This window comes from Microvirga yunnanensis, assembly GCF_025460875.1.
In genome coordinates, this window is sequence record NZ_JAMXFI010000042.1 from 44,958 (window position 1) to 61,634 (window position 16,677).

Consider the following 16,677-nt stretch of genomic DNA (forward strand, 5'->3'; position numbering starts at 1 on the left):
TTAACCTTACCTGTAAAGCATCAGTCGAGTTCAGCTTCTCCAGCTCCCTGGAGAGGGCGGATCGCGCCGTTCGCCCTGATGGACAGGACTCACAATATAGGCCAAGAATTTATTCGATATTTGCGGCATCCTGGTTTGCCCTATGCATTGGAATGAGGACGTCGGACTCGCCTCGGCACGTGAGACATCTCGGGAAGATTTGCTCCTGACGCAGAGGATTAATCCGAGCATCGACGATAGTCTGTATCAATATGCGTTCGCCTTGAGCCGGCAGATTCCCTGGCTGGCCGATTCGGACGGGAAGGTGGTTCAGGTCGGGCCCGGCTGGGCCGAGTGGATCGGTCTGCCGCCCGAGCAGCTGGTCGACAACGGTTGGGTGAAGCTGGTCCACCCCGACGACCTGCCCCGGCTGCTCCAGTCCAGACGCGAGAGTCTCGCCAGCGGGTCGCCCTATCAATGCGAATATCGGATCAGGACGGCCGACGGGGCTTTCCGCTGGTGCCGCTCCAGTTCGGCGGCCCGGCGCGACGACACCGGGGCGATCGCCTTCTGGTACGGCACCACGGAAGACATCCACGACCGGAAGGAGGCGGAGCTGACCCTCCAGGGTCAAGCCCGCGTGCTGGAGATGGTTGCCGCCGGCCAGGCGCTCGGGGACATCCTGGCCGCGCTCTGCCGGCTGGCGGAAGCGCAGCTGCCCGGCGCGCGGTGCTCGGTCCTGCTGCACGATCCGGAGCATGGACGGCTCCGGCACGGCGCCGCCCCCGGCCTGCCGGCCGCCTACAATGCCGCGGTCGACGGCTTGAGGACCGGTCCGGTGGCGGGATCCTGCGGGACGGCCGTTCACACCCGCAGCAGCGTCATCGTCACCGATATCGCGTCGGACCCCCTCTGGGCGCCCTGGCGCGAACTCGCCCTGTCCCACCATCTCCGGGCCTGCTGGTCGAAGCCGATCGTCTCCCGGTCCGGCGACGTGCTCGGCACGTTCGCCTCCTATTACGACGAGCCCCGCACCCCGACCTGCGACGAAATGGAGCGCATGGAGGCCGTGCTGCATCTGGCCGCGCTGGCCCTGGAGCGGCAGCGGGACGACGCGGCCCTGCGCGAAAGCGAGGCGCATCACCGCCACTCCGTCGAGCTCAATCCTCAGATTTCGTGGACGGCCGATCCGCAGGGCAATCTCCTCGACGTCTCGTCGCGCTGGTGCGATCGCACCGGCACGGCCATGGACGATGCGCTCGGCTCCGGCTGGACCCGGTCGCTTCATCCGGACGACCTGCCCCTCACCCTGGACCGGTGGTCCCGTTCCCTGGCGACAGGCCAGGAGCTCGACGTGGATTATCGCCTGCGCATGGCGGACGGGACCTATCGCTGGTTCCGCTCCCGGGCGGCGGCCCGGCGCGCCGGGGACGGAACCGTGATCCGCTGGTACGGGACGGTGGAGGACATCCACGACCGCAAGCTCACGGAGGAAACCCTCCGCTGGGCGGCCCACCACGACGATCTCACGGGCCTCGCCAACCGCAGGCTGTTCCGCGAGCGCCTGCAGCAGGCGCTCGACGGAACCTCGGGTCCGTCCCGGGCGACAGGCCTTCTGGTGATGGACCTCGACCACCTCAAGCAGATCAACGACCGGTTCGGTCACGATGCCGGGGACGCTCTCCTGAAGGAGTTCGCCCAGCGCCTGCGCAGCGTCGCAGACTCCGCGGACACGATCGCCCGTCTCGGCGGTGACGAGTTCGCCGTCATCCTGCCGGAGATCGCCGGCGAGGGGGACGTGACCCGGATGGCCGACACCATCCTGGCCCGCATGCAGGAGCCCCTGAAGCGAGACGGCAAGCTGCTGGACTGCCGCACCAGCATCGGGGGTGCGGTTTCGGTCGGCACCGGCATGAGCCCGGAAGAGCTCCAGAAGCAGGCCGATCTGGCGCTCTACCGCAGCAAGACCTCAGGACGCGGCTCGTTCAGGATGTTCGTCGCGACCATGCGCGAGGAGTCGCAACGGACCGCCTCGGCCCTCGACGTGGCGGTGCGGGCGGTGGCATCGGACTGGATCGTGCCGTTCTATCAGCCGAAGGTGATGCTGGCCACGGGCGCGCTGAGCGGGTTCGAAGCGCTCCTGCGCTGGCATCATCCGGACGGCGGAATCCAGTCGCCGGAAATGATCGCGCCCGCCTTCAACGACACCGAGCTCGGCACCGCCATCGGCGAGCGCATGCGCTCATGCATCTTCCGAGACATCCGCGGCTGGCTCGATGCGGGCCTCGATGTCGGGCGCATCGCGATCAACGTGTCGGCCGCCGAGTTCCGGCGCGACAATTATGCCGAGCGGGTGCTCGACGACCTGAGACGCATGGAGGTGCCGGCCCGCTGCCTCGAGGTGGAGGTCACCGAGAGCGTGTTTCTCGATTCCGGCGCCGAATACGTAGAGCGCGCCCTGCGGGCCCTGTGCGCGGAGGGCGTGACGATCGCCCTCGACGATTTCGGCACCGGCTACGCGTCGCTGTCGCACCTCAAGCGCTTCCCGGTCGACGCGATCAAGATCGACCGGACCTTCGTGGGCGGCCTGGAGACCGATGCGGACGACGCCGCCATCGTCCGGGCGCTCCTGAGCCTGGGCCGCAATCTCGGCATCGAGGTGGTGGCCGAGGGCGTCGAGACCGCCTTCCAGGCGACGCTCCTGCAGCGCATGAGCTGCGATCTCGTGCAGGGCTACCATTTCGGCCGCCCCATGCCGGCCGGGAACGTGCCGCACTTCGTCACCTCGTGGGTGGGCGTGTGAGGATCGTCCCGGGCACCCTGCTTCACGGCGGCGCGAGAAAGCCAACCTTGGCCTTGCCAGCGCCATGATCGGACGGCACGAGAGACTTTCCTTACGTGAGTTCCGCCCATGATCCTGTCCCGCCGCGTCGTTCTCGCCGGCCTCGCCCTGTCCGGCACGAAAGTTCCCGTCCTCGCGCAAGCCGCCCCGGAGCCGCAGCTGATCCCGGTGGAGCTGATAGAGAACGCCCTGAGCCTGCCCTCGGCCGTGCGCCTCGGCCACCCGCATGGCGACGTGATCATGGTGGAGTATTTCGACTACAACTGCCCCTGGTGCAAACGCTCGGCGCAGGCCCTGCCCGAACTGCTCAAGGCCGAGCCCGAGCTCTCCTACGTGCTGGTGAATTTCGCCGTGCTGAGCCCGCAATCGGTCGCCGCCACCCGGGCGGCCCTGGCCTATCTGCAGCTCGCCGGCCCCGGGCGCTACCTGCCGCTGCACCTGGCCCTGTTCTCCTTGCGCGGCACGGTCGACGGAGCCCGGGCCCTGGCGGAGGCCGAGCGCCTCGGCGGCGACATGAAGCGCATGACGGAACTCGCCGACAGCGAGACGACCACCGGCTGGATGAAGGACGCCTTCGCGACCGGCAACGATCTCGGGCTCGTCGCGACTCCGTCGTTCCTGATCGGCACGCAGGCCTATATCGGCGGCATGAGCCTAGAGCAGAAGCGCGACGCCATCGCCCGGGCCAGAGGGTAGCGAACGCTGCGTCCCCGTTCCCGTCGCCGCCGGGTTCGTCCCGGTGATCTCGATCGTTCGAAGCGCAGCGCCTTCCCGGATCGGGATGGCCGGGACGAGCCCGGCCATGATTAGGGAAGAGTCGCGCCACTCGACCCTGCCCCTCCGTGTCATCACCGGGCCTGTCCCGGTGATCCCGATGGATTGAAGCGCCGACCCTCACCGGATCGGAATGGCCGGCACAGGGCCGGTGATGACGTGCGGAGGGTGTCAGGACGTCGGGACGGGCGGGGGCCATACGCGGAGGTTCCGTTGGCTGCACCACGCCTTCCCGCGTCGGAGCGGGGAAAGTTGCGGCCGGTCGGTGGACCCGTTAAGCCCCGGGCATGTCGCTCATCCGCTCCTCGCTCCTGGTCGGCCTCGGCTCCGTGGCCTCGCGCGTCCTCGGCTTCGTCCGGGACATGCTGTTCGCCCAGGCCCTGGGCGCGGGGCCCGTGGCGGATGCGTTCCTCGCGGCCTTTCGCCTGCCCAACCTCGTCCGCCGTACCGTGGGCGAGGGCGGGCTCAACGCGGCCCTGATCCCGGCCCTCGGACGCCTGGAGCCGGAGGAGGCCGCCGTCACGGCCGGCGACGTGCTGGGCGTGTTCGGGCTGGCGCTCGTCGGGCTCACGGCCCTCGTGGAGCTCGGCGCGGGGGCGCTCGCCCTGCTGCTCGTGCCGGGGCTGCACGAGGACGGCGGAACCCTGGCCCTGGTGGCGCTCTATACCCGCCTGGCTTTCCCGATCGTGCCCTGTGCGGCCCTCGCGTCCATCGGGGCCGCCATCCTGAACCTGCACGGACGCTTCGTCGCGACGGCCCTCGCGCCGCTCGCCGTCAACGGCGGCCTGATCCTGACGCTCCTGGCCCTGGAGGTCGTCGCGCCCCTCCCGCTCGCGCGGAAGGCCGCCTGGCTCGCGGGAGCGTCGAGCCTCGCGGGGCTGATCCAGCTCGCTCTCGTGGCTGCGGCCCTGCGGAGCGGCCGTGTCCGGCTCGTGCGCCTGCGCAGGCCGCGCCGGTCGCCGCTGCTGAAGAGCCTCCTTCTCGCCGGCTTTCCCGTGCTGGCGGCCAGCGGGGCCGTGCAGCTCTTCCTCCTCGCGGCGACCCAGATCGCCTCGTTCTGGCCTTCGGGCGTGTCCTGGCTCTACTACGCCGAGCGGGTCGTGCAGCTGCCGCTCGGGCTGATGGCGGCTCTCGGGTCGAGCCTGCTCCTGCCGGAACTGGCCCGCCGCCATCGGGCCGGCGAGATGCGGGCCGTCGTGGCGGCGCAGAACCGGGCGATCGAGGTCTCCCTTCTGCTCGCCCTGCCGGCGAGCGCCGCCCTGATCATCCTGGCCGGGCCCATGAGCCGCGTGCTGTTCGAGCGCGGCGCGTTCGGATCCGCCGACGCCGAGGGCACCGCCCTGGTGCTCATGGCCCTGAGCGTCGGCCTGCCCTTCGCCACCGCGGCCAAGGTGCTGAGCCAGACCCTGTTCGCCCGCGGCTCCCTGAAGGCCGCCGTCGCGGCGGCGGCCTTCGGCCTCGCCGTCACGGTCGCGGCCGCCCTGGCCCTCGCCTGGCCCTTGGGCCCGGCCGGAATCGCCCTGGGGGTGAGCATCGGCTGCCTGGGCCATGCAGCCGCCGTGGCCGTCGGCCTTCGCCGATACAGCCTCTGGTCGCCCGACCGGGCCCTGGCCGGGCGGGTGGTGCGGATCGCCGCGGCGGCGGCCGCGATGGGCCTCGGACTCGAGGCCGCCACGCGCGTCCTCCCGCAGATCGGCACCCTGTCCCTCGCGGGGCTTTGCCTGGCGGGCCTCGCGGTCTACGGCCTTGCCGCCGTGGCGACCGGCGCCCTGACCCGGGACGATTGGACCGCGCTCACGAAACAATCGTGAGAACCCGGAAAACATCACGAGAACCCGGAAAACATCACGAGAACCCTTGCATCGTGGCACGGCCCTGTCATAAGGCGCGCCTCGATGGAGCGATCGGACGCGGAAGACCCGCACGTCGCTCCGGGACAAGAAGTCAGACCTATCCGGGGCGGTTGGCGGTTGACTCTGAAACCCGCGCCTGCCCTCTGTCGGAGTTCAACACGATGGCGCAGTTCAAGGAGCTGGTGTTCTCGGGCGTTCAGCCCACCGGCAATCTCCATCTCGGGAATTACCTCGGCGCCATCAAGCGCTTCGTCGCCATGCAGGAGAGCTTCGACTGCATCTATTGCGTCGTCGACATGCACGCGATCACCGTGCCGCAGAACCCGGCCGACCTCACCCGCCAGATCCGCGAGGTGACCGCCGCGTTCCTGGCCGCCGGCATCGATCCCAAGCGCCACATCGTGTTCAACCAGTCCCAGGTGCCGCAGCACGCGGAGCTCGCCTGGGTGTTCAACTGCGTGGCCCGGCTCGGCTGGCTCAACCGCATGACCCAGTTCAAGGACAAGGCGGGCAAGGACCGGGAGAACGCCTCGGTCGGCCTCTACGCCTATCCGGACCTGATGGCGGCCGACATCCTGGTCTACCGGGCCACCCACGTGCCGGTGGGCGAGGACCAGAAGCAGCACCTGGAACTGACCCGCGACATCGCCCAGAAGTTCAACAACGACTGGGCGGAATCGATTGCCGCGAACGGTTTCGGCGATGCCTTCTTCCCGCTGACCGAGCCGATGATCCAGGGCCCCGCCACCCGCGTCATGTCACTGCGCGACGGCTCCAAGAAGATGTCGAAATCGGACCCGTCCGACTACTCGCGCATCAACCTGACCGACGACGCCGACACCATCGCCCAGAAGGTGCGCAAGGCGAAGACCGATCCCGAGCCGCTGCCGAGCGAGGTCGAGGGCCTGAAGGCCCGGCCCGAGGCCGAGAACCTCGTGGCGATCTACGCGGCCCTCATGGACACGACGCCGGACGAGGTGCTGCGCCAGCATGGCGGCTCGCAGTTTTCCGGCTTCAAGGCCGCCCTCGTGGACGTGGCCGTGACGAAGCTCTCCCCCGTGGCCGACGAGATGCGCCGTCTCATGGCCGATCCCGGCCATATCGATGCGGTGCTCGCGGACGGTTCGGCCCGGGCCCGGGCCATTGCGTCGGTGACCATGGACGCCGTCAAGGATATCGTCGGCTTCGTGCGTGCGCGCTGATGGTCGGGCTTGCTCTCGCCATGACGGCAGGGCAGCATCTAGCGCATCGTGCGGAAAAGTGGATCCGGTTTTCCGCGGAAACGATGCGCCAGCGAACAGATGGAGCATCGGATTCGATCCCAAAAGTGCCTTCCACTTTTGGGCCGATGCTCTGGTGATGCAGGAGAGCTGGCTGTGAGCGGCAAACGTCGATCCTACGAATCGGGCCATCGCCCGAAATTCATGGTGGTGGTCGACCAGACGCCGGAATGCGCCCGGGCGGTCCATTTCGCCTCGCGGCGAACGGCCCGCACCGGCGCCAGCATGATCATGCTGGCGGTCGTGGATCCGCCCGACAATTTCGAATGGCTCGGCGTCGGCGAGGCGATGATCGAGGAGGCAAGCGAGGAGGCGCAGAAGCAGCTCGATGCGGCCGCCCGCGAGGCCCGCAGCGCCGCCGGCGTCGATCCCGAGCAGGTGATCCGGGTGGGCGTTCGGGCCGACGAGATCATGAAGCTCATCAACGAGGACGAGGACATCTCCTTCCTGGTGCTGGCTGCGGGCAGCGCCAAGGAAGGACCCGGCCCCCTGGTCTCGACCCTTGCCGGCCGTTCGGCCGCCTCCTTCCCGGTTCCCATCGTGATCGTGCCGGGCAGCCTGACCGATGAAGAGATCGACGCGCTGGCAGGCTGACCTTCGCCGGCTGCCGCACGGCCGGATCCTGCAGCCCCGGCATGCCGCCCGGACACCCATTCTCCCCTTGGAATCCGCCGGCATCCATTCCACATTGGACATGGAACCTGTTAGAACGATTCTAACACCCCTACTCGGCCGGCCTTGAACCGGCGCAGAGGACGAGAGAAGCGATGTTCATCCAGACCGAAGCGACCCCCAATCCCGCCACCTTGAAGTTCCTGCCCGGCCGCGTCGTGATGCCGGAAGGCACGTTCGAGGCGAAGACGCCCGAGCAGGGCGAGATCTCGCCCCTCGCCCAGCGGCTCTTTTCCGTTCCGGGCGTGACCGGCGTGTTCTTCGGCTACGATTTCGTCACCGTCACGAAGGCGGACGGCGAGTGGCAGCACCTGAAGCCGGCCATCCTCGGCGCGATCATGGAGCATTTCATGACCGGCGCGCCGCTCTTCGCCAACGGCTACGGGGCCACGGAGGAGGACGGCGAGGAGTTCTTCGACGATGCCGATGCCGCCACGGTCGAGACCATCAAGGAGCTGCTCGAGACCCGCATCCGCCCGGCGGTGGCGGGCGACGGCGGCGACATCACCTTCCGGGGCTTCAAGGACGGCACCGTTTACCTCGTCATGAAGGGCGCCTGCTCGGGCTGCCCGTCCTCGACGGCGACCCTGCGCCACGGCATCCAGAACCTGCTGCGCCACTTCCTGCCGGACGTGCGCGAGGTGCAGGCCGTCTGATCCAGCCCAAGACATTCAGCTCTTGAAGCACACTCAGTCCTCGAAGCGCGGCTGCGTCGGCCGCGCTTTTTCTTTGGAGTCTCCCGTTGCCCGCCCTGCCCGATCCCGCTCTCGACCGGCTCTTCCGCCAGGCCCGCACCCATCGCTAGGGCCTCGGACGTGAAAAGTGGACATCACTTTTGGGATTCATCCGAGGCTCCCACTCTTGACCGGCGCATCGGATGAGGCGGACCCAGCGGGCCGCGCAAGTGACCCGAAGGGCCACGCTAGTGAATACCGGGTCCACTTTTCCGTCCGATGCGCTAGTGGCAGGACCGCCCGATCCCGGAGGAGACCCTGCGCGCGGTCGCCGATCTTGCGAAGCTCGGCCCGACGAGCGCCAATGCCTCGCCCGGCCGCTTCGTCTTCGTGGTGTCGCGGGAGGCCAAGGAGCGGCTGAGGCCTCATCTCGATGAGGGCAATGTGCGTCAGACCATGAGCGCGCCCGCCACCGTGATCGTCGCCTACGACACGGCGTTCTACGAGAAGCTCCCCACCCTGGCGCCCAACAGCCCCGAGGCGCGTGGCTGGTTCGCCGGCAAGCCCGAAGCCATCGAACGGGCGGGCTTCCAGGGTTCGTGCCTCCAGGGCGCCTATCTCATCATGGCGGCCCGCGCGCTCGGGCTCGATTGCGGCCCCATGGGCGGGTTCGACCGCCACGGGGTCGACGAGGCGTTCTTCCCGGACGGGAAAGCCAAGTCCAACTTCCTTGTCAATCTGGGCTACGGCATCCCTGAGAAGCTCCATCCGCGCCAGCCGCGCCTCTCCTTCGAGGATTTCTGCGCCATCGCCTGACGGACCATGACGGTCGAGCGGCAAGAAACCGGGTTCCCTCCTCTCCGACTCATGCTCTAAAGAAAGGCGCAGACCTGACGGAGACGAATGTTGCGCGTCCTTGCCATCGATACCGCCCTCGGCGCCTGCTCGGCCTGCATCGTCGAAGCCGGGCAGCCCGTGCCGCTCGCCGCCGAGACCATCCCCATGGACCGCGGCCATGCCGAGGCCCTGATGCCGCTGCTCGACCGGCTCTCGGCCCAGGTCGAGGGTGGCTTCGAGAGCTTGGACCGGGTCGCCGTCACGGTCGGGCCCGGCAGCTATACGGGCCTCCGGGTCGGCATCGCGGCCGCCCGCGGCATCGGCCTGGCGGCCGGCATTCCCGTGGTGGGGGTCGCGACCCTGTCGGCCTTCCTGGCGCCCCTGATGGTGGGCGACCGACGCGGGCTCTTCACCGCGGCCATCGACGCCAAGCACGGCCACATCTACATCCAGGCGATCGCGCCGGGCGGGCGCACGATCATCCCGCCGGGTCTCATGACCTACCGCGATGCGATCCGGCTCCTTGGATCCGGCCCGATCCTCGTCGCCGGATCCGCCTCGGCCATGCTGGCGGCCGAAGCCCGCGCTCAGGGGGTCGAGGCCCACATCAATGACATCGCGGGCTTTCCCGACATCGCCTGGGTGGCCCGCCTCGGCGCGCTGGCCGATCCGAACCAGGCCCTGCCGAAGCCCCTCTACCTGCGCGAGCCCGACGCCAAGCCGCAGGATGGGGCCCGGATCGCCCGGCAATAGCATCCCCGCCATAGCATCCCCCCATGAGCATTCTCGACCGGTTCATCCATCCGCCGGCCCCGCGCATCGAAGCCGTCGGGACCGAGGCGGCCGCCCGTCTGGCAGCGATCCACGCTTCGGCCTTCGCGCGCCCCTGGAGCACCCTCGACTTCGAGCGCCTGCTCGGCGAGCGCGGCGTTGTGGCCGACGGCCTCTTTCTCGGACGCACGGCGAAACCGGTCGGCTTCACCCTGTCGCGGATCGTGCTCGACGAGGCGGAGATCATCACGGTGGCGATCGCCGCGGAGGCGCGGGGGAAGGGCCATGCCCGCCCGCTGCTCTCCCGCCACCTCGACGCGCTCGCGCGCCGGGGGGTGGCCCGGATCCACCTGGAGGTCGAGGAAGGCAATGCGCCGGCCCTCGCCGTCTACCGCCGCCTGGGCTTTCGAGACATCGGACGGAGGGACGGCTATTATCGGAAAGCCGATGGAACGACGGTGGCCGCGCTGACCATGGCCCTGGACCTATAGCCCGCCTCGCTTCCCTCGCCTATAAGCCTCCGCAAGGAGTCATTCGAGCCTTGGTCACACGGAACAGCATATCCGCCAAAACGCGCCGGTCGGACGCCATCGAGCGCGCCTGCCGCGACAAGGGCCTGCGCATGACCGGCCAGCGCCGGATCATCGCGCAGGTCCTCGATTCGGCCGAGGACCACCCGGACGTGGTGGAGCTGCACCGGCGCGCCGCCGAGGTGGACGACCGCATCTCCCTGTCCACGGTCTACCGCACGGTGAAACTCTTCGAGACGGAGGGAATCCTCGAGCGGCTCGATTTCCGCGACGGACGCTCGCGCTACGAGCAGGCCGCGCGGGAGCACCACGATCACCTCATCAACCTGGAAACCGGCGCCGTGATCGAGTTCCGGTCCGAGGAGATCGAGGCGCTGCAGAACGAGATCGCCAAGCGGCTCGGCTACAGGGTCGTCTATCATCGGCTCGAGCTCTACGCGGTGCCGCTCGACAAGGACGACGCGTGACGAGACCCGGCGTCGTCTTCCGGCTCCTTCTGCTCGGCCTGTGCAGCCTCGTGCTCGTGCCCTGGCAGATGCTGGCTCTGCGCTTCGGATGGTCGTCCATGCTGCACCGGCTGCCCGTGTGGTTCCACCGGGCGCTGCTGACGATCTTCAACGTGCGCGTGATCGAGCGGGGAACACCGCCGACCGATGCGCCGACCATCGTCCTGTCGAACCACGTCTCCTGGCTCGACATTCCGGTGATCGGCTCCCTCCACCCGCTCTCCTTCATCGCGAAATCCGAGATCGAGGGCTGGCCGGTGGTCGGCCTGTTCGCGCGGCTCCAGCGCTCGGTCTTCATCGACCGCCAGCGCCGCAAGGCCACCGCCGAGGTGAACGACGCGCTCGCCCACCGGCTGGTCAAGGGCGAGGTGATCGTGCTGTTCGCGGAGGGCACCACGAGCGACGGCAACCGCCTCCTGCCCTTCCGCTCGTCCCTGGTGGGCGCGGCCCAGACGGCCCTCATGCATGACGACGTCGAGCGGGTGTTCCTCCAGCCGCTCGCCATCGCGTATACACGCCGCAACGGCCTGCCCGTGACCCGGCGGGAGCGCCCCTTCATCGCCTGGTACGGCGACATGGATCTCGCGCCCCACCTGAAGCTGTTCGTCCAAGGCGTCCCCCTCGACGTGGTGGTCACCTGGGGCGAGCCGATCCCGTTCAACGGCAACCGCAAGCAGGCCACCGCGTCCGCCGAGGCCGAGGTGCGCCGCGCCCTGAAGGCGGCTTGAGGCCGTTCACCCCCGCGTCGCCTCCACGCCGGACGCTTTCGCCTCCTCCATGAGCCAGGCCCGGAAGGCGGCCAGCGCCGGCCGGTCGGCGGTGGCTTCGGGACAGACCACGTAATACTGGTAGGCCCCCTTCACCTGCTGCGGGAAGGGCTGAACCAGGCGCCCGGCCTGCAGGTAGTCGCCGATCAGCACGTTGGTGGCGAGGGCCACGCCCTGGCCGGACGCGGCGGCCTGCAGGCAGAGATAGGTGTGGGTGAAGCGCGGGCCGCGGGAGGTGTCGACACCCGTGACGCCGAGAGCCGCGAGCCAGCGGTCCCAGGTGGTGTAGTCCGGCACCCCGCCGACGGCTTCGTGGATGAGGGTGTGACGGCGCAGGTCCGCGGGCTCGCGCAGGGGCCGCTCCGGATCGCCCAGCAGGCCCGCGCTGCACACCGCGAAGAAGTATTCGTCCATCAGCAGGTCGGTGCGCAGGCCCGGATAGGCGCCTTGGCCGAAGCGGATCGCAATATCCACGTCCTCCCGGGCGAAATCGGTGAGCTGCATCGAGACCGAAACTCGGACGTCGAAGTCCGGGTGGCGCGCCTGGAAGGACCCGAGCCGCGGGATGAGCCAGTTCGACGTCAGGCTCGGCATAGCGCTGACCGTGATGACATGGGGGGCTTCCGGGCGCAGGGCCTGGGCCGTGGCGTGATCGAGCCGGTCGAGGATGTCCGACAGGGACGCGGCATAGGCCTGCCCCAAGGGCGTCAGCGCCACGCCGCGGCTCGGCTGGCGGACGAAGAGCGGGCGTCCGAGCCAGGCTTCGAGGGCCTTCACCTGCTGGCCCACGGCGCTCGCCGTGACGGCGATCTCGTCGCCCGCCTTCTCGAAGTTCAGGTGGCGGGACGCAGCCTCGAAGGCGCGCAGGGCGTTCAGGGGCGGAAGGCGTCGGCGGGACATGGCAAATCCGGAGCTTTGCCCAAGTTTTACTTGGGTATTACGCAAGAAGTTCTCGTTTGCTTATAACCTATCACGGGAGCACATTTCCTTTCAATGCAACTCAATGCAACGCCATCGAAGGAGACCCGCCATGGCGATCGGACATGCCGCAGCAAATCTTGGGTTCCACGGGGTCGGCCGTGAGCGCAAGCGGAGCGTGCTTCAGTTCCTGCTCAGGGTTGAGGCCTGGCTCGACTCGCGCAGGAACTCCAAGGCTCTGTACCAAATGGACGACCGGGAGCTTGCCGATATCGGGTTGTCGCGCGCCGATGTGGAAGGCTTGAATGTGGACACCTGGCAGGATCACCTGCCGCACGCGTTCAGCCGATGACATCCCGAAAGGCACCCCGATGAAGCTCTATTCCGGCCCCGTGAGCCTCTTCTCCCGCAAGGTCGAGATCGCCCTTCACGAGAAGGGGCTCGCGTTCGAGCAGATCCTGGTGCCGTTCACGCAGACTGCCGGCTACAGCCCGAAGAACCCGGACGTGCTCGCCGTCAATCCCAAGGGGCAAGTCCCGGTCCTCGTGGACGGGGACCTGTCTCTCTACGATTCGACGGTCATCCTCGAATACCTGGAAGACGCCCACCCGGATCCGGCGCTCTATCCGAAGTCCCCGGCAGCGCGGGCCCGGTGCCGGCTCTTCGACGTGTTCGGCGACGAGGTCATGCTGGCGCCGCTGCGTTTCCTGATGCACCGGACCGAGCCGAAGCCCGACGATCTCGAGCGCTGGCACGCCAAGGAAGCCAAGGCCCGGGAGGCCGAACCGGTCCTGGCCGGCCATTTCGCCGAGCTCGACCGGGCGCTCCGGAGCAGGGACTATCTCTGCGGCGCGTTCTCGACCGCCGATATCGCGGTGTTCATGCCCGTCTTCTGGACCCGCCGCCTCGGCGGCCCGTCCCTGAGAGGGCACGAGGCCCTGGCCGGCTGGTATGCGCGGCTCGGCGCCCGTCCGGCCTTCGCAAAAGTCGTGTCCGAGATCCTGGCCGCCGACGCCGCGTTGTCGGCCCCGGTCGAGGGTGCCTTCGGGGATTGAGGAAGGCGGCAGGCCTTCGCCCCCTCTCCCCCTCGCCGATCAGGCCGCCGGAAGACCTGCCGGCCACAGCCGTCCGGCACCGGCCAGGACGAGCGCCGCGACCAGGAAGAGAGCCGCCACCCAGCCGAGATCTCCCACGGTCGCGTAGCGCAGCACCAGCCCGCCGATGAACGAGCCGAGCGCCACGCCGAAATAGAGCGCCGAGCCGTTGAGCGAGAGCGCCAGAGGGGCGCTGCCCGGCGCGATCGCCAGGATCCGGCTCGCCTGGGCGGGCGGAAAGGACCACGACATGACGCCCCAGGGGAACAGGGCGCCGAGGAAGGCCGGCCCGGCCCATCCGTCGGGCAGATGCCCGAGGAGCGCGAAGAACAGCATCATGCCCGTATTGAGGACGATCGCGACCGTCACCATGCGCTGCGCGCCCCAACGGTCGGCCATCTGGCCGCCGAGATAGTTTCCCAGGGCGGCGCCGCTGCCATAGACCAGCAGCACGGTCGGCAGCAGGGACCGGCCGAGGCCGGCGGCCTGGAGGGTCATGGGGGCGATATAGGTGAAGATCATGAAGCCCGCCGTCATGTAGAGCAGCGTCGTCGCCAGCGCCGGGCGGATCCCCGGTTGCGCCAGGACCGCGAACCGGCTCCGGAGCGGCATCCTCGTGCCGCGCAGCCCTTCCGGCAGCATGAGGCGGATCGCCAGGGCGGCGATCACGCCCGCGAGGGCGATGCTCGCATAGGTGCCCCGCCAGCCGGCCCAGCCGGCCACGAAGGCCCCGAGGGGCGCCCCGAACGCGACGGCGAGCGACGTTCCGCCGACCACGATGGCGATCGCCCGCGCCCGGTGGTCGGCATGGGAGATCGCGACCGCGGTCGCCTGGGCGGTCGCGGCGTAGAGCCCGGCCGCGCAGGCGATCACGATCCGGGCGACGAGGAGAACCGCGTAGGTCTGGGCGAAGGCGGCGCTCAGCGCGCCGGCAGCGAAGACCAGGGCGCTTGCGGTGAGGATCGTGCGACGGTCCCGTGCGGCGGTGAGCGCCGTCAGGACCGGCGAGGCGGTCGCGTAGACCAGGGCGAAGGCCACCACGAGGTAGCCGGCCTCGATCAGGGTGACGCCGGCATCCTCGGAGATCTGCGGGAGGAGCGACGCGATGACGAAGCCCTCCGCCCCGATGGCGAAGGTGCCGAGAGCCAGCCAGAAGAGACGCTTGTCCATGGTCCACCCGGTTTGTTCAACTATCATTGAACAATTGAACCTCTCGTTCTCCGAAGTCAAGGACTAGTTCAAGGGATGTTGAACTACGCGAGAAACCCCTTATGTTGAGCGGCATGACGTCCCTGCCCCATCCCCATGCCGATCAGATCGAGCTGGCCCATGTCCTGTCAGCCCTCGGCGACGAGACACGTCTGGCCATCATCGGGCTTCTGGCCCAGGGCGAGCAGGACGCGATGACCTGCAGCCAGTTCCTGCATCTCGGCTCCAAGACGGGTCTGAGCTATCATCTGGCCAAGCTGCGCGAAGCCGGACTGGTCCGGGTCCGGCCCGAAGGCACGAAGCGCATGATCAGCCTGCGCCGGGCCGACCTCGACCGGCGTTTTCCGGGCTTTCTCGATTCGATCATCGCCTGCCGGGCGGCTCGGCCGAAGCCGGGAACCCAGGCATAACGGAAGCGCCACGCCGGGTGTTGTCTCTGTCACAGAGGCAACTCTCTTCTCATGCCGGCCCAAAGCGCTTAAAGACGGGGCTTCACCCTTTCACCACAGGCCGACCCCGTGAAAAAAGTCTTCGTCAAATCCTATGGCTGCCAGATGAACGTCTATGACGCCGAGCGCATGGCCGACATGCTGGCGTCGGAGGGCTACAGCGAAACCGCCGCCATGGAGGAGGCGGACCTGGTCATCCTCAACACCTGCCACATCCGCGAGAAGGCTGCCGAGAAGGTCTATTCCGAGCTCGGCCGCGTGCGCGAGATGAAGAAGGAGCGCGAGGCCCTCGGGCAGGACACGAAGGTCGTGGTGGCGGGCTGCGTCGCCCAGGCCGAGGGCAAGGAGATCCTCCGCCGCGCGCCTGCCGTCGACGTGGTGGTGGGCCCGCAGAACTATCACAACCTGCCGCAGCTCCTGAAGAAGCCTCGGTCCGAGCGCGTCGTCGACACCGAATTCCCGATCGAGGACAAGTTCGACCACCTGCCCAAGCCCTCGAGCGCGGCGATCCGGAACCGGGGCGTGTCGGCGTTCCTCACGATCCAGGAGGGCTGCGACAAGTTCTGTACCTTCTGCGTGGTGCCCTATACCCGCGGGGCGGAGGTCTCGCGGCCGGTGGCCAAGATCCTCGACGAGGCCCTGCGGCTGGCCGATGCGGGCGTGCGCGAGCTGACGCTGATCGGGCAGAACGTGAACGCCTATCACGGCGAGGGCCCGGACGGCTCCGTCTGGTCGCTCGGCCGCCTGCTGCACCGGCTGGCCGAGGTACCGGGCATCGCGCGCCTGCGCTACACCACGAGCCATCCGCGCGACATGGACGACGCCCTGATCGCCGCCCATCGCGACATTCCCGCCGTGATGCCGTACCTGCACCTTCCGGTGCAGTCCGGCTCCGACCGCATCCTCGACGCGATGAACCGCAAGCACACGGGCGACGAGTACCGGCGCCTGATCGCGCGCATCCGTGACGCCCAGCCGGCTCTCGCCCTCTCGTCCGACTTCATCGTGGGCTTCCCGGGCGAGACGGATGCGGAGTTCGAGGAGACCATGCGGCTCGTGGCCGATGTGGGCTTCGCCAGCTCCTTCTCGTTCAAGTACAGCCCCCGCCCCGGCACGCCGGCCGCCGAGATCGACGCGCAGGTATCCGAAGCCGTGAAGGCCGAGCGTCTGGCCCGGCTGCAGAATCTGCTGGAAATGCAGCGGCAGGCCTTCAACCACGGAACCGTGGGGCAGACCCTCGACGTTCTCTTGGAGAAGCCGGGTCGTCATCCGGGCCAGATGGCGGGCAAGTCGCCCTATCTGCAAGCCGTGCAGATCGACACCGACCGCCACGCGGTCGGGGAGATCGTGACGGTGCGGATCACGCGGGCCGGCTCCAACAGCCTGTTCGGGGAATGGGTCGGGCCCGGCAGTCAGGCCGCCGCCTAGAGCATCGGCCCAAAAAGTGGACCCGCTTTCGGGATCGGATCCGATGCTCACTTCCTTGAGCGGCGCATCGTGCGGAAAACCGGAGCCACTTTTC

General features: G+C 68.6%; 16 protein-coding genes and 1 pseudogene. 15 read left to right on the forward strand and 2 right to left on the reverse strand.

Annotation, left to right across the window (positions count from 1 at the left end):
* Positions 1-142 precede the first annotated feature (142 nt).
* The 11 genes and pseudogenes from NF876_RS20575 to olsA all read left to right on the forward strand — a co-directional run bounded on the left by NF876_RS20575 (position 143) and on the right by olsA (position 11,446).
* Entirely contained in the window at positions 143-2,782 is a 2,640-nt protein-coding gene (locus NF876_RS20575; RefSeq protein ID WP_262270499.1) for a bifunctional diguanylate cyclase/phosphodiesterase, read from the forward strand.
* Positions 2,783-2,890: 108 nt separating this feature from the next.
* A complete protein-coding gene (locus NF876_RS20580; protein WP_262270500.1) occupies positions 2,891-3,517 on the forward strand; it encodes a thioredoxin domain-containing protein in 627 nt (208 codons plus the stop codon).
* A 365-nt stretch (positions 3,518-3,882) separates the two neighbouring features.
* Positions 3,883-5,406: a murein biosynthesis integral membrane protein MurJ gene (murJ, locus tag NF876_RS20585; protein ID WP_262270501.1), complete on the forward strand. Its 1,524-nt coding sequence runs from the start codon at positions 3,883-3,885 to the stop codon at positions 5,404-5,406.
* Between the two features lie 203 nt (positions 5,407-5,609).
* Positions 5,610-6,650, forward strand: coding sequence for a tryptophan--tRNA ligase (gene trpS / locus NF876_RS20590; protein ID WP_262270502.1), 1,041 nt, complete (start codon positions 5,610-5,612; stop codon positions 6,648-6,650).
* 174 nt (positions 6,651-6,824) lie between these two features.
* Positions 6,825-7,322 (forward strand): universal stress protein, encoded by a 498-nt coding sequence (locus NF876_RS20595; protein WP_262270503.1) that lies wholly within the window; start codon positions 6,825-6,827, stop codon positions 7,320-7,322.
* A gap of 173 nt (positions 7,323-7,495) precedes the next feature.
* The gene (locus tag NF876_RS20600) at positions 7,496-8,056 is read left to right on the forward strand and encodes a NifU family protein (RefSeq protein ID WP_262270504.1); all 561 of its coding nucleotides are present in this window, start codon (positions 7,496-7,498) and stop codon (positions 8,054-8,056) included.
* Between the two features lie 318 nt (positions 8,057-8,374).
* Positions 8,375-8,890: pseudogene (locus NF876_RS20605) on the forward strand (malonic semialdehyde reductase); the annotation flags it as partial.
* Between the two features lie 90 nt (positions 8,891-8,980).
* Positions 8,981-9,664 (forward strand): tRNA (adenosine(37)-N6)-threonylcarbamoyltransferase complex dimerization subunit type 1 TsaB, encoded by a 684-nt coding sequence (tsaB, locus tag NF876_RS20610; protein WP_262270517.1) that lies wholly within the window; start codon positions 8,981-8,983, stop codon positions 9,662-9,664.
* Between the two features lie 23 nt (positions 9,665-9,687).
* Positions 9,688-10,173, forward strand: coding sequence for a GNAT family N-acetyltransferase (locus tag NF876_RS20615; RefSeq protein ID WP_262270505.1), 486 nt, complete (start codon positions 9,688-9,690; stop codon positions 10,171-10,173).
* A gap of 131 nt (positions 10,174-10,304) precedes the next feature.
* Entirely contained in the window at positions 10,305-10,679 is a 375-nt protein-coding gene (locus NF876_RS20620) for a Fur family transcriptional regulator (RefSeq protein WP_373371355.1), read from the forward strand.
* Complete coding sequence (gene olsA, locus NF876_RS20625) at positions 10,676-11,446, forward strand: lyso-ornithine lipid O-acyltransferase (RefSeq protein ID WP_262270507.1); 771 nt, start codon at positions 10,676-10,678, stop codon at positions 11,444-11,446. Before NF876_RS20620 ends, olsA begins: the two co-directional genes overlap by 4 nt.
* Positions 11,447-11,452: 6 nt before the next feature.
* Here the strand turns inward: olsA and gcvA are convergent, their stop codons facing one another.
* A complete protein-coding gene (gene gcvA, locus NF876_RS20630; protein ID WP_262270508.1) occupies positions 11,453-12,385 on the reverse strand; it encodes a transcriptional regulator GcvA in 933 nt (310 codons plus the stop codon).
* 130 nt (positions 12,386-12,515) lie between these two features.
* Here gcvA and NF876_RS20635 point away from each other — a divergent pair, with 130 nt between their 5' ends.
* Both NF876_RS20635 and NF876_RS20640 read left to right on the forward strand, forming a co-directional pair.
* Positions 12,516-12,755, forward strand: a complete 240-nt coding sequence (locus NF876_RS20635) for a DUF1127 domain-containing protein (protein WP_262270509.1) — start codon at positions 12,516-12,518, stop codon at positions 12,753-12,755.
* A gap of 19 nt (positions 12,756-12,774) precedes the next feature.
* Complete coding sequence (locus tag NF876_RS20640) at positions 12,775-13,458, forward strand: glutathione S-transferase family protein (RefSeq protein WP_262270510.1); 684 nt, start codon at positions 12,775-12,777, stop codon at positions 13,456-13,458.
* Between the two features lie 39 nt (positions 13,459-13,497).
* Here the strand turns inward: NF876_RS20640 and NF876_RS20645 are convergent, their stop codons facing one another.
* Positions 13,498-14,667 carry an MFS transporter gene (locus NF876_RS20645; protein WP_262270511.1) on the reverse strand — a complete coding sequence of 390 codons (1,170 nt, stop codon included), beginning with the start codon at positions 14,665-14,667 and terminating at the stop codon, positions 13,498-13,500.
* A gap of 113 nt (positions 14,668-14,780) precedes the next feature.
* Between NF876_RS20645 and NF876_RS20650 the strand changes: the two genes are divergently transcribed.
* Positions 14,781-15,116 carry an ArsR/SmtB family transcription factor gene (locus NF876_RS20650; protein WP_262270512.1) on the forward strand — a complete coding sequence of 112 codons (336 nt, stop codon included), beginning with the start codon at positions 14,781-14,783 and terminating at the stop codon, positions 15,114-15,116.
* 108 nt (positions 15,117-15,224) lie between these two features.
* Positions 15,225-16,583 carry a tRNA (N6-isopentenyl adenosine(37)-C2)-methylthiotransferase MiaB gene (gene miaB / locus NF876_RS20655; protein WP_262270513.1) on the forward strand — a complete coding sequence of 453 codons (1,359 nt, stop codon included), beginning with the start codon at positions 15,225-15,227 and terminating at the stop codon, positions 16,581-16,583.
* Positions 16,584-16,677 lie beyond the last annotated feature (94 nt).

What these genes read in the sequence shown, in the direction of transcription:
- NF876_RS20620 (WP_373371355.1), top strand. Translation starts at nt 10,305, where the DNA reads ATGACCGGCCAGCGCCGGATCATCGCGCAGGTCCTCGATTCGGCCGAG.
- gcvA (WP_262270508.1), bottom strand. Translation starts at nt 12,385, where the DNA reads ATGTCCCGCCGACGCCTTCCGCCCCTGAACGCCCTGCGCGCCTTCGAG.
- NF876_RS20635 (WP_262270509.1), top strand. Translation starts at nt 12,516, where the DNA reads ATGGCGATCGGACATGCCGCAGCAAATCTTGGGTTCCACGGGGTCGGC.
- NF876_RS20615 (WP_262270505.1), top strand. Translation starts at nt 9,688, where the DNA reads ATGAGCATTCTCGACCGGTTCATCCATCCGCCGGCCCCGCGCATCGAA.
- NF876_RS20645 (WP_262270511.1), bottom strand. Translation starts at nt 14,667, where the DNA reads ATGGACAAGCGTCTCTTCTGGCTGGCTCTCGGCACCTTCGCCATCGGG.
- NF876_RS20580 (WP_262270500.1), top strand. Translation starts at nt 2,891, where the DNA reads ATGATCCTGTCCCGCCGCGTCGTTCTCGCCGGCCTCGCCCTGTCCGGC.
- murJ (WP_262270501.1), top strand. Translation starts at nt 3,883, where the DNA reads ATGTCGCTCATCCGCTCCTCGCTCCTGGTCGGCCTCGGCTCCGTGGCC.
- NF876_RS20575 (WP_262270499.1), top strand. Translation starts at nt 143, where the DNA reads ATGCATTGGAATGAGGACGTCGGACTCGCCTCGGCACGTGAGACATCT.
- NF876_RS20640 (WP_262270510.1), top strand. Translation starts at nt 12,775, where the DNA reads ATGAAGCTCTATTCCGGCCCCGTGAGCCTCTTCTCCCGCAAGGTCGAG.
- trpS (WP_262270502.1), top strand. Translation starts at nt 5,610, where the DNA reads ATGGCGCAGTTCAAGGAGCTGGTGTTCTCGGGCGTTCAGCCCACCGGC.
- NF876_RS20650 (WP_262270512.1), top strand. Translation starts at nt 14,781, where the DNA reads ATGACGTCCCTGCCCCATCCCCATGCCGATCAGATCGAGCTGGCCCAT.
- NF876_RS20600 (WP_262270504.1), top strand. Translation starts at nt 7,496, where the DNA reads ATGTTCATCCAGACCGAAGCGACCCCCAATCCCGCCACCTTGAAGTTC.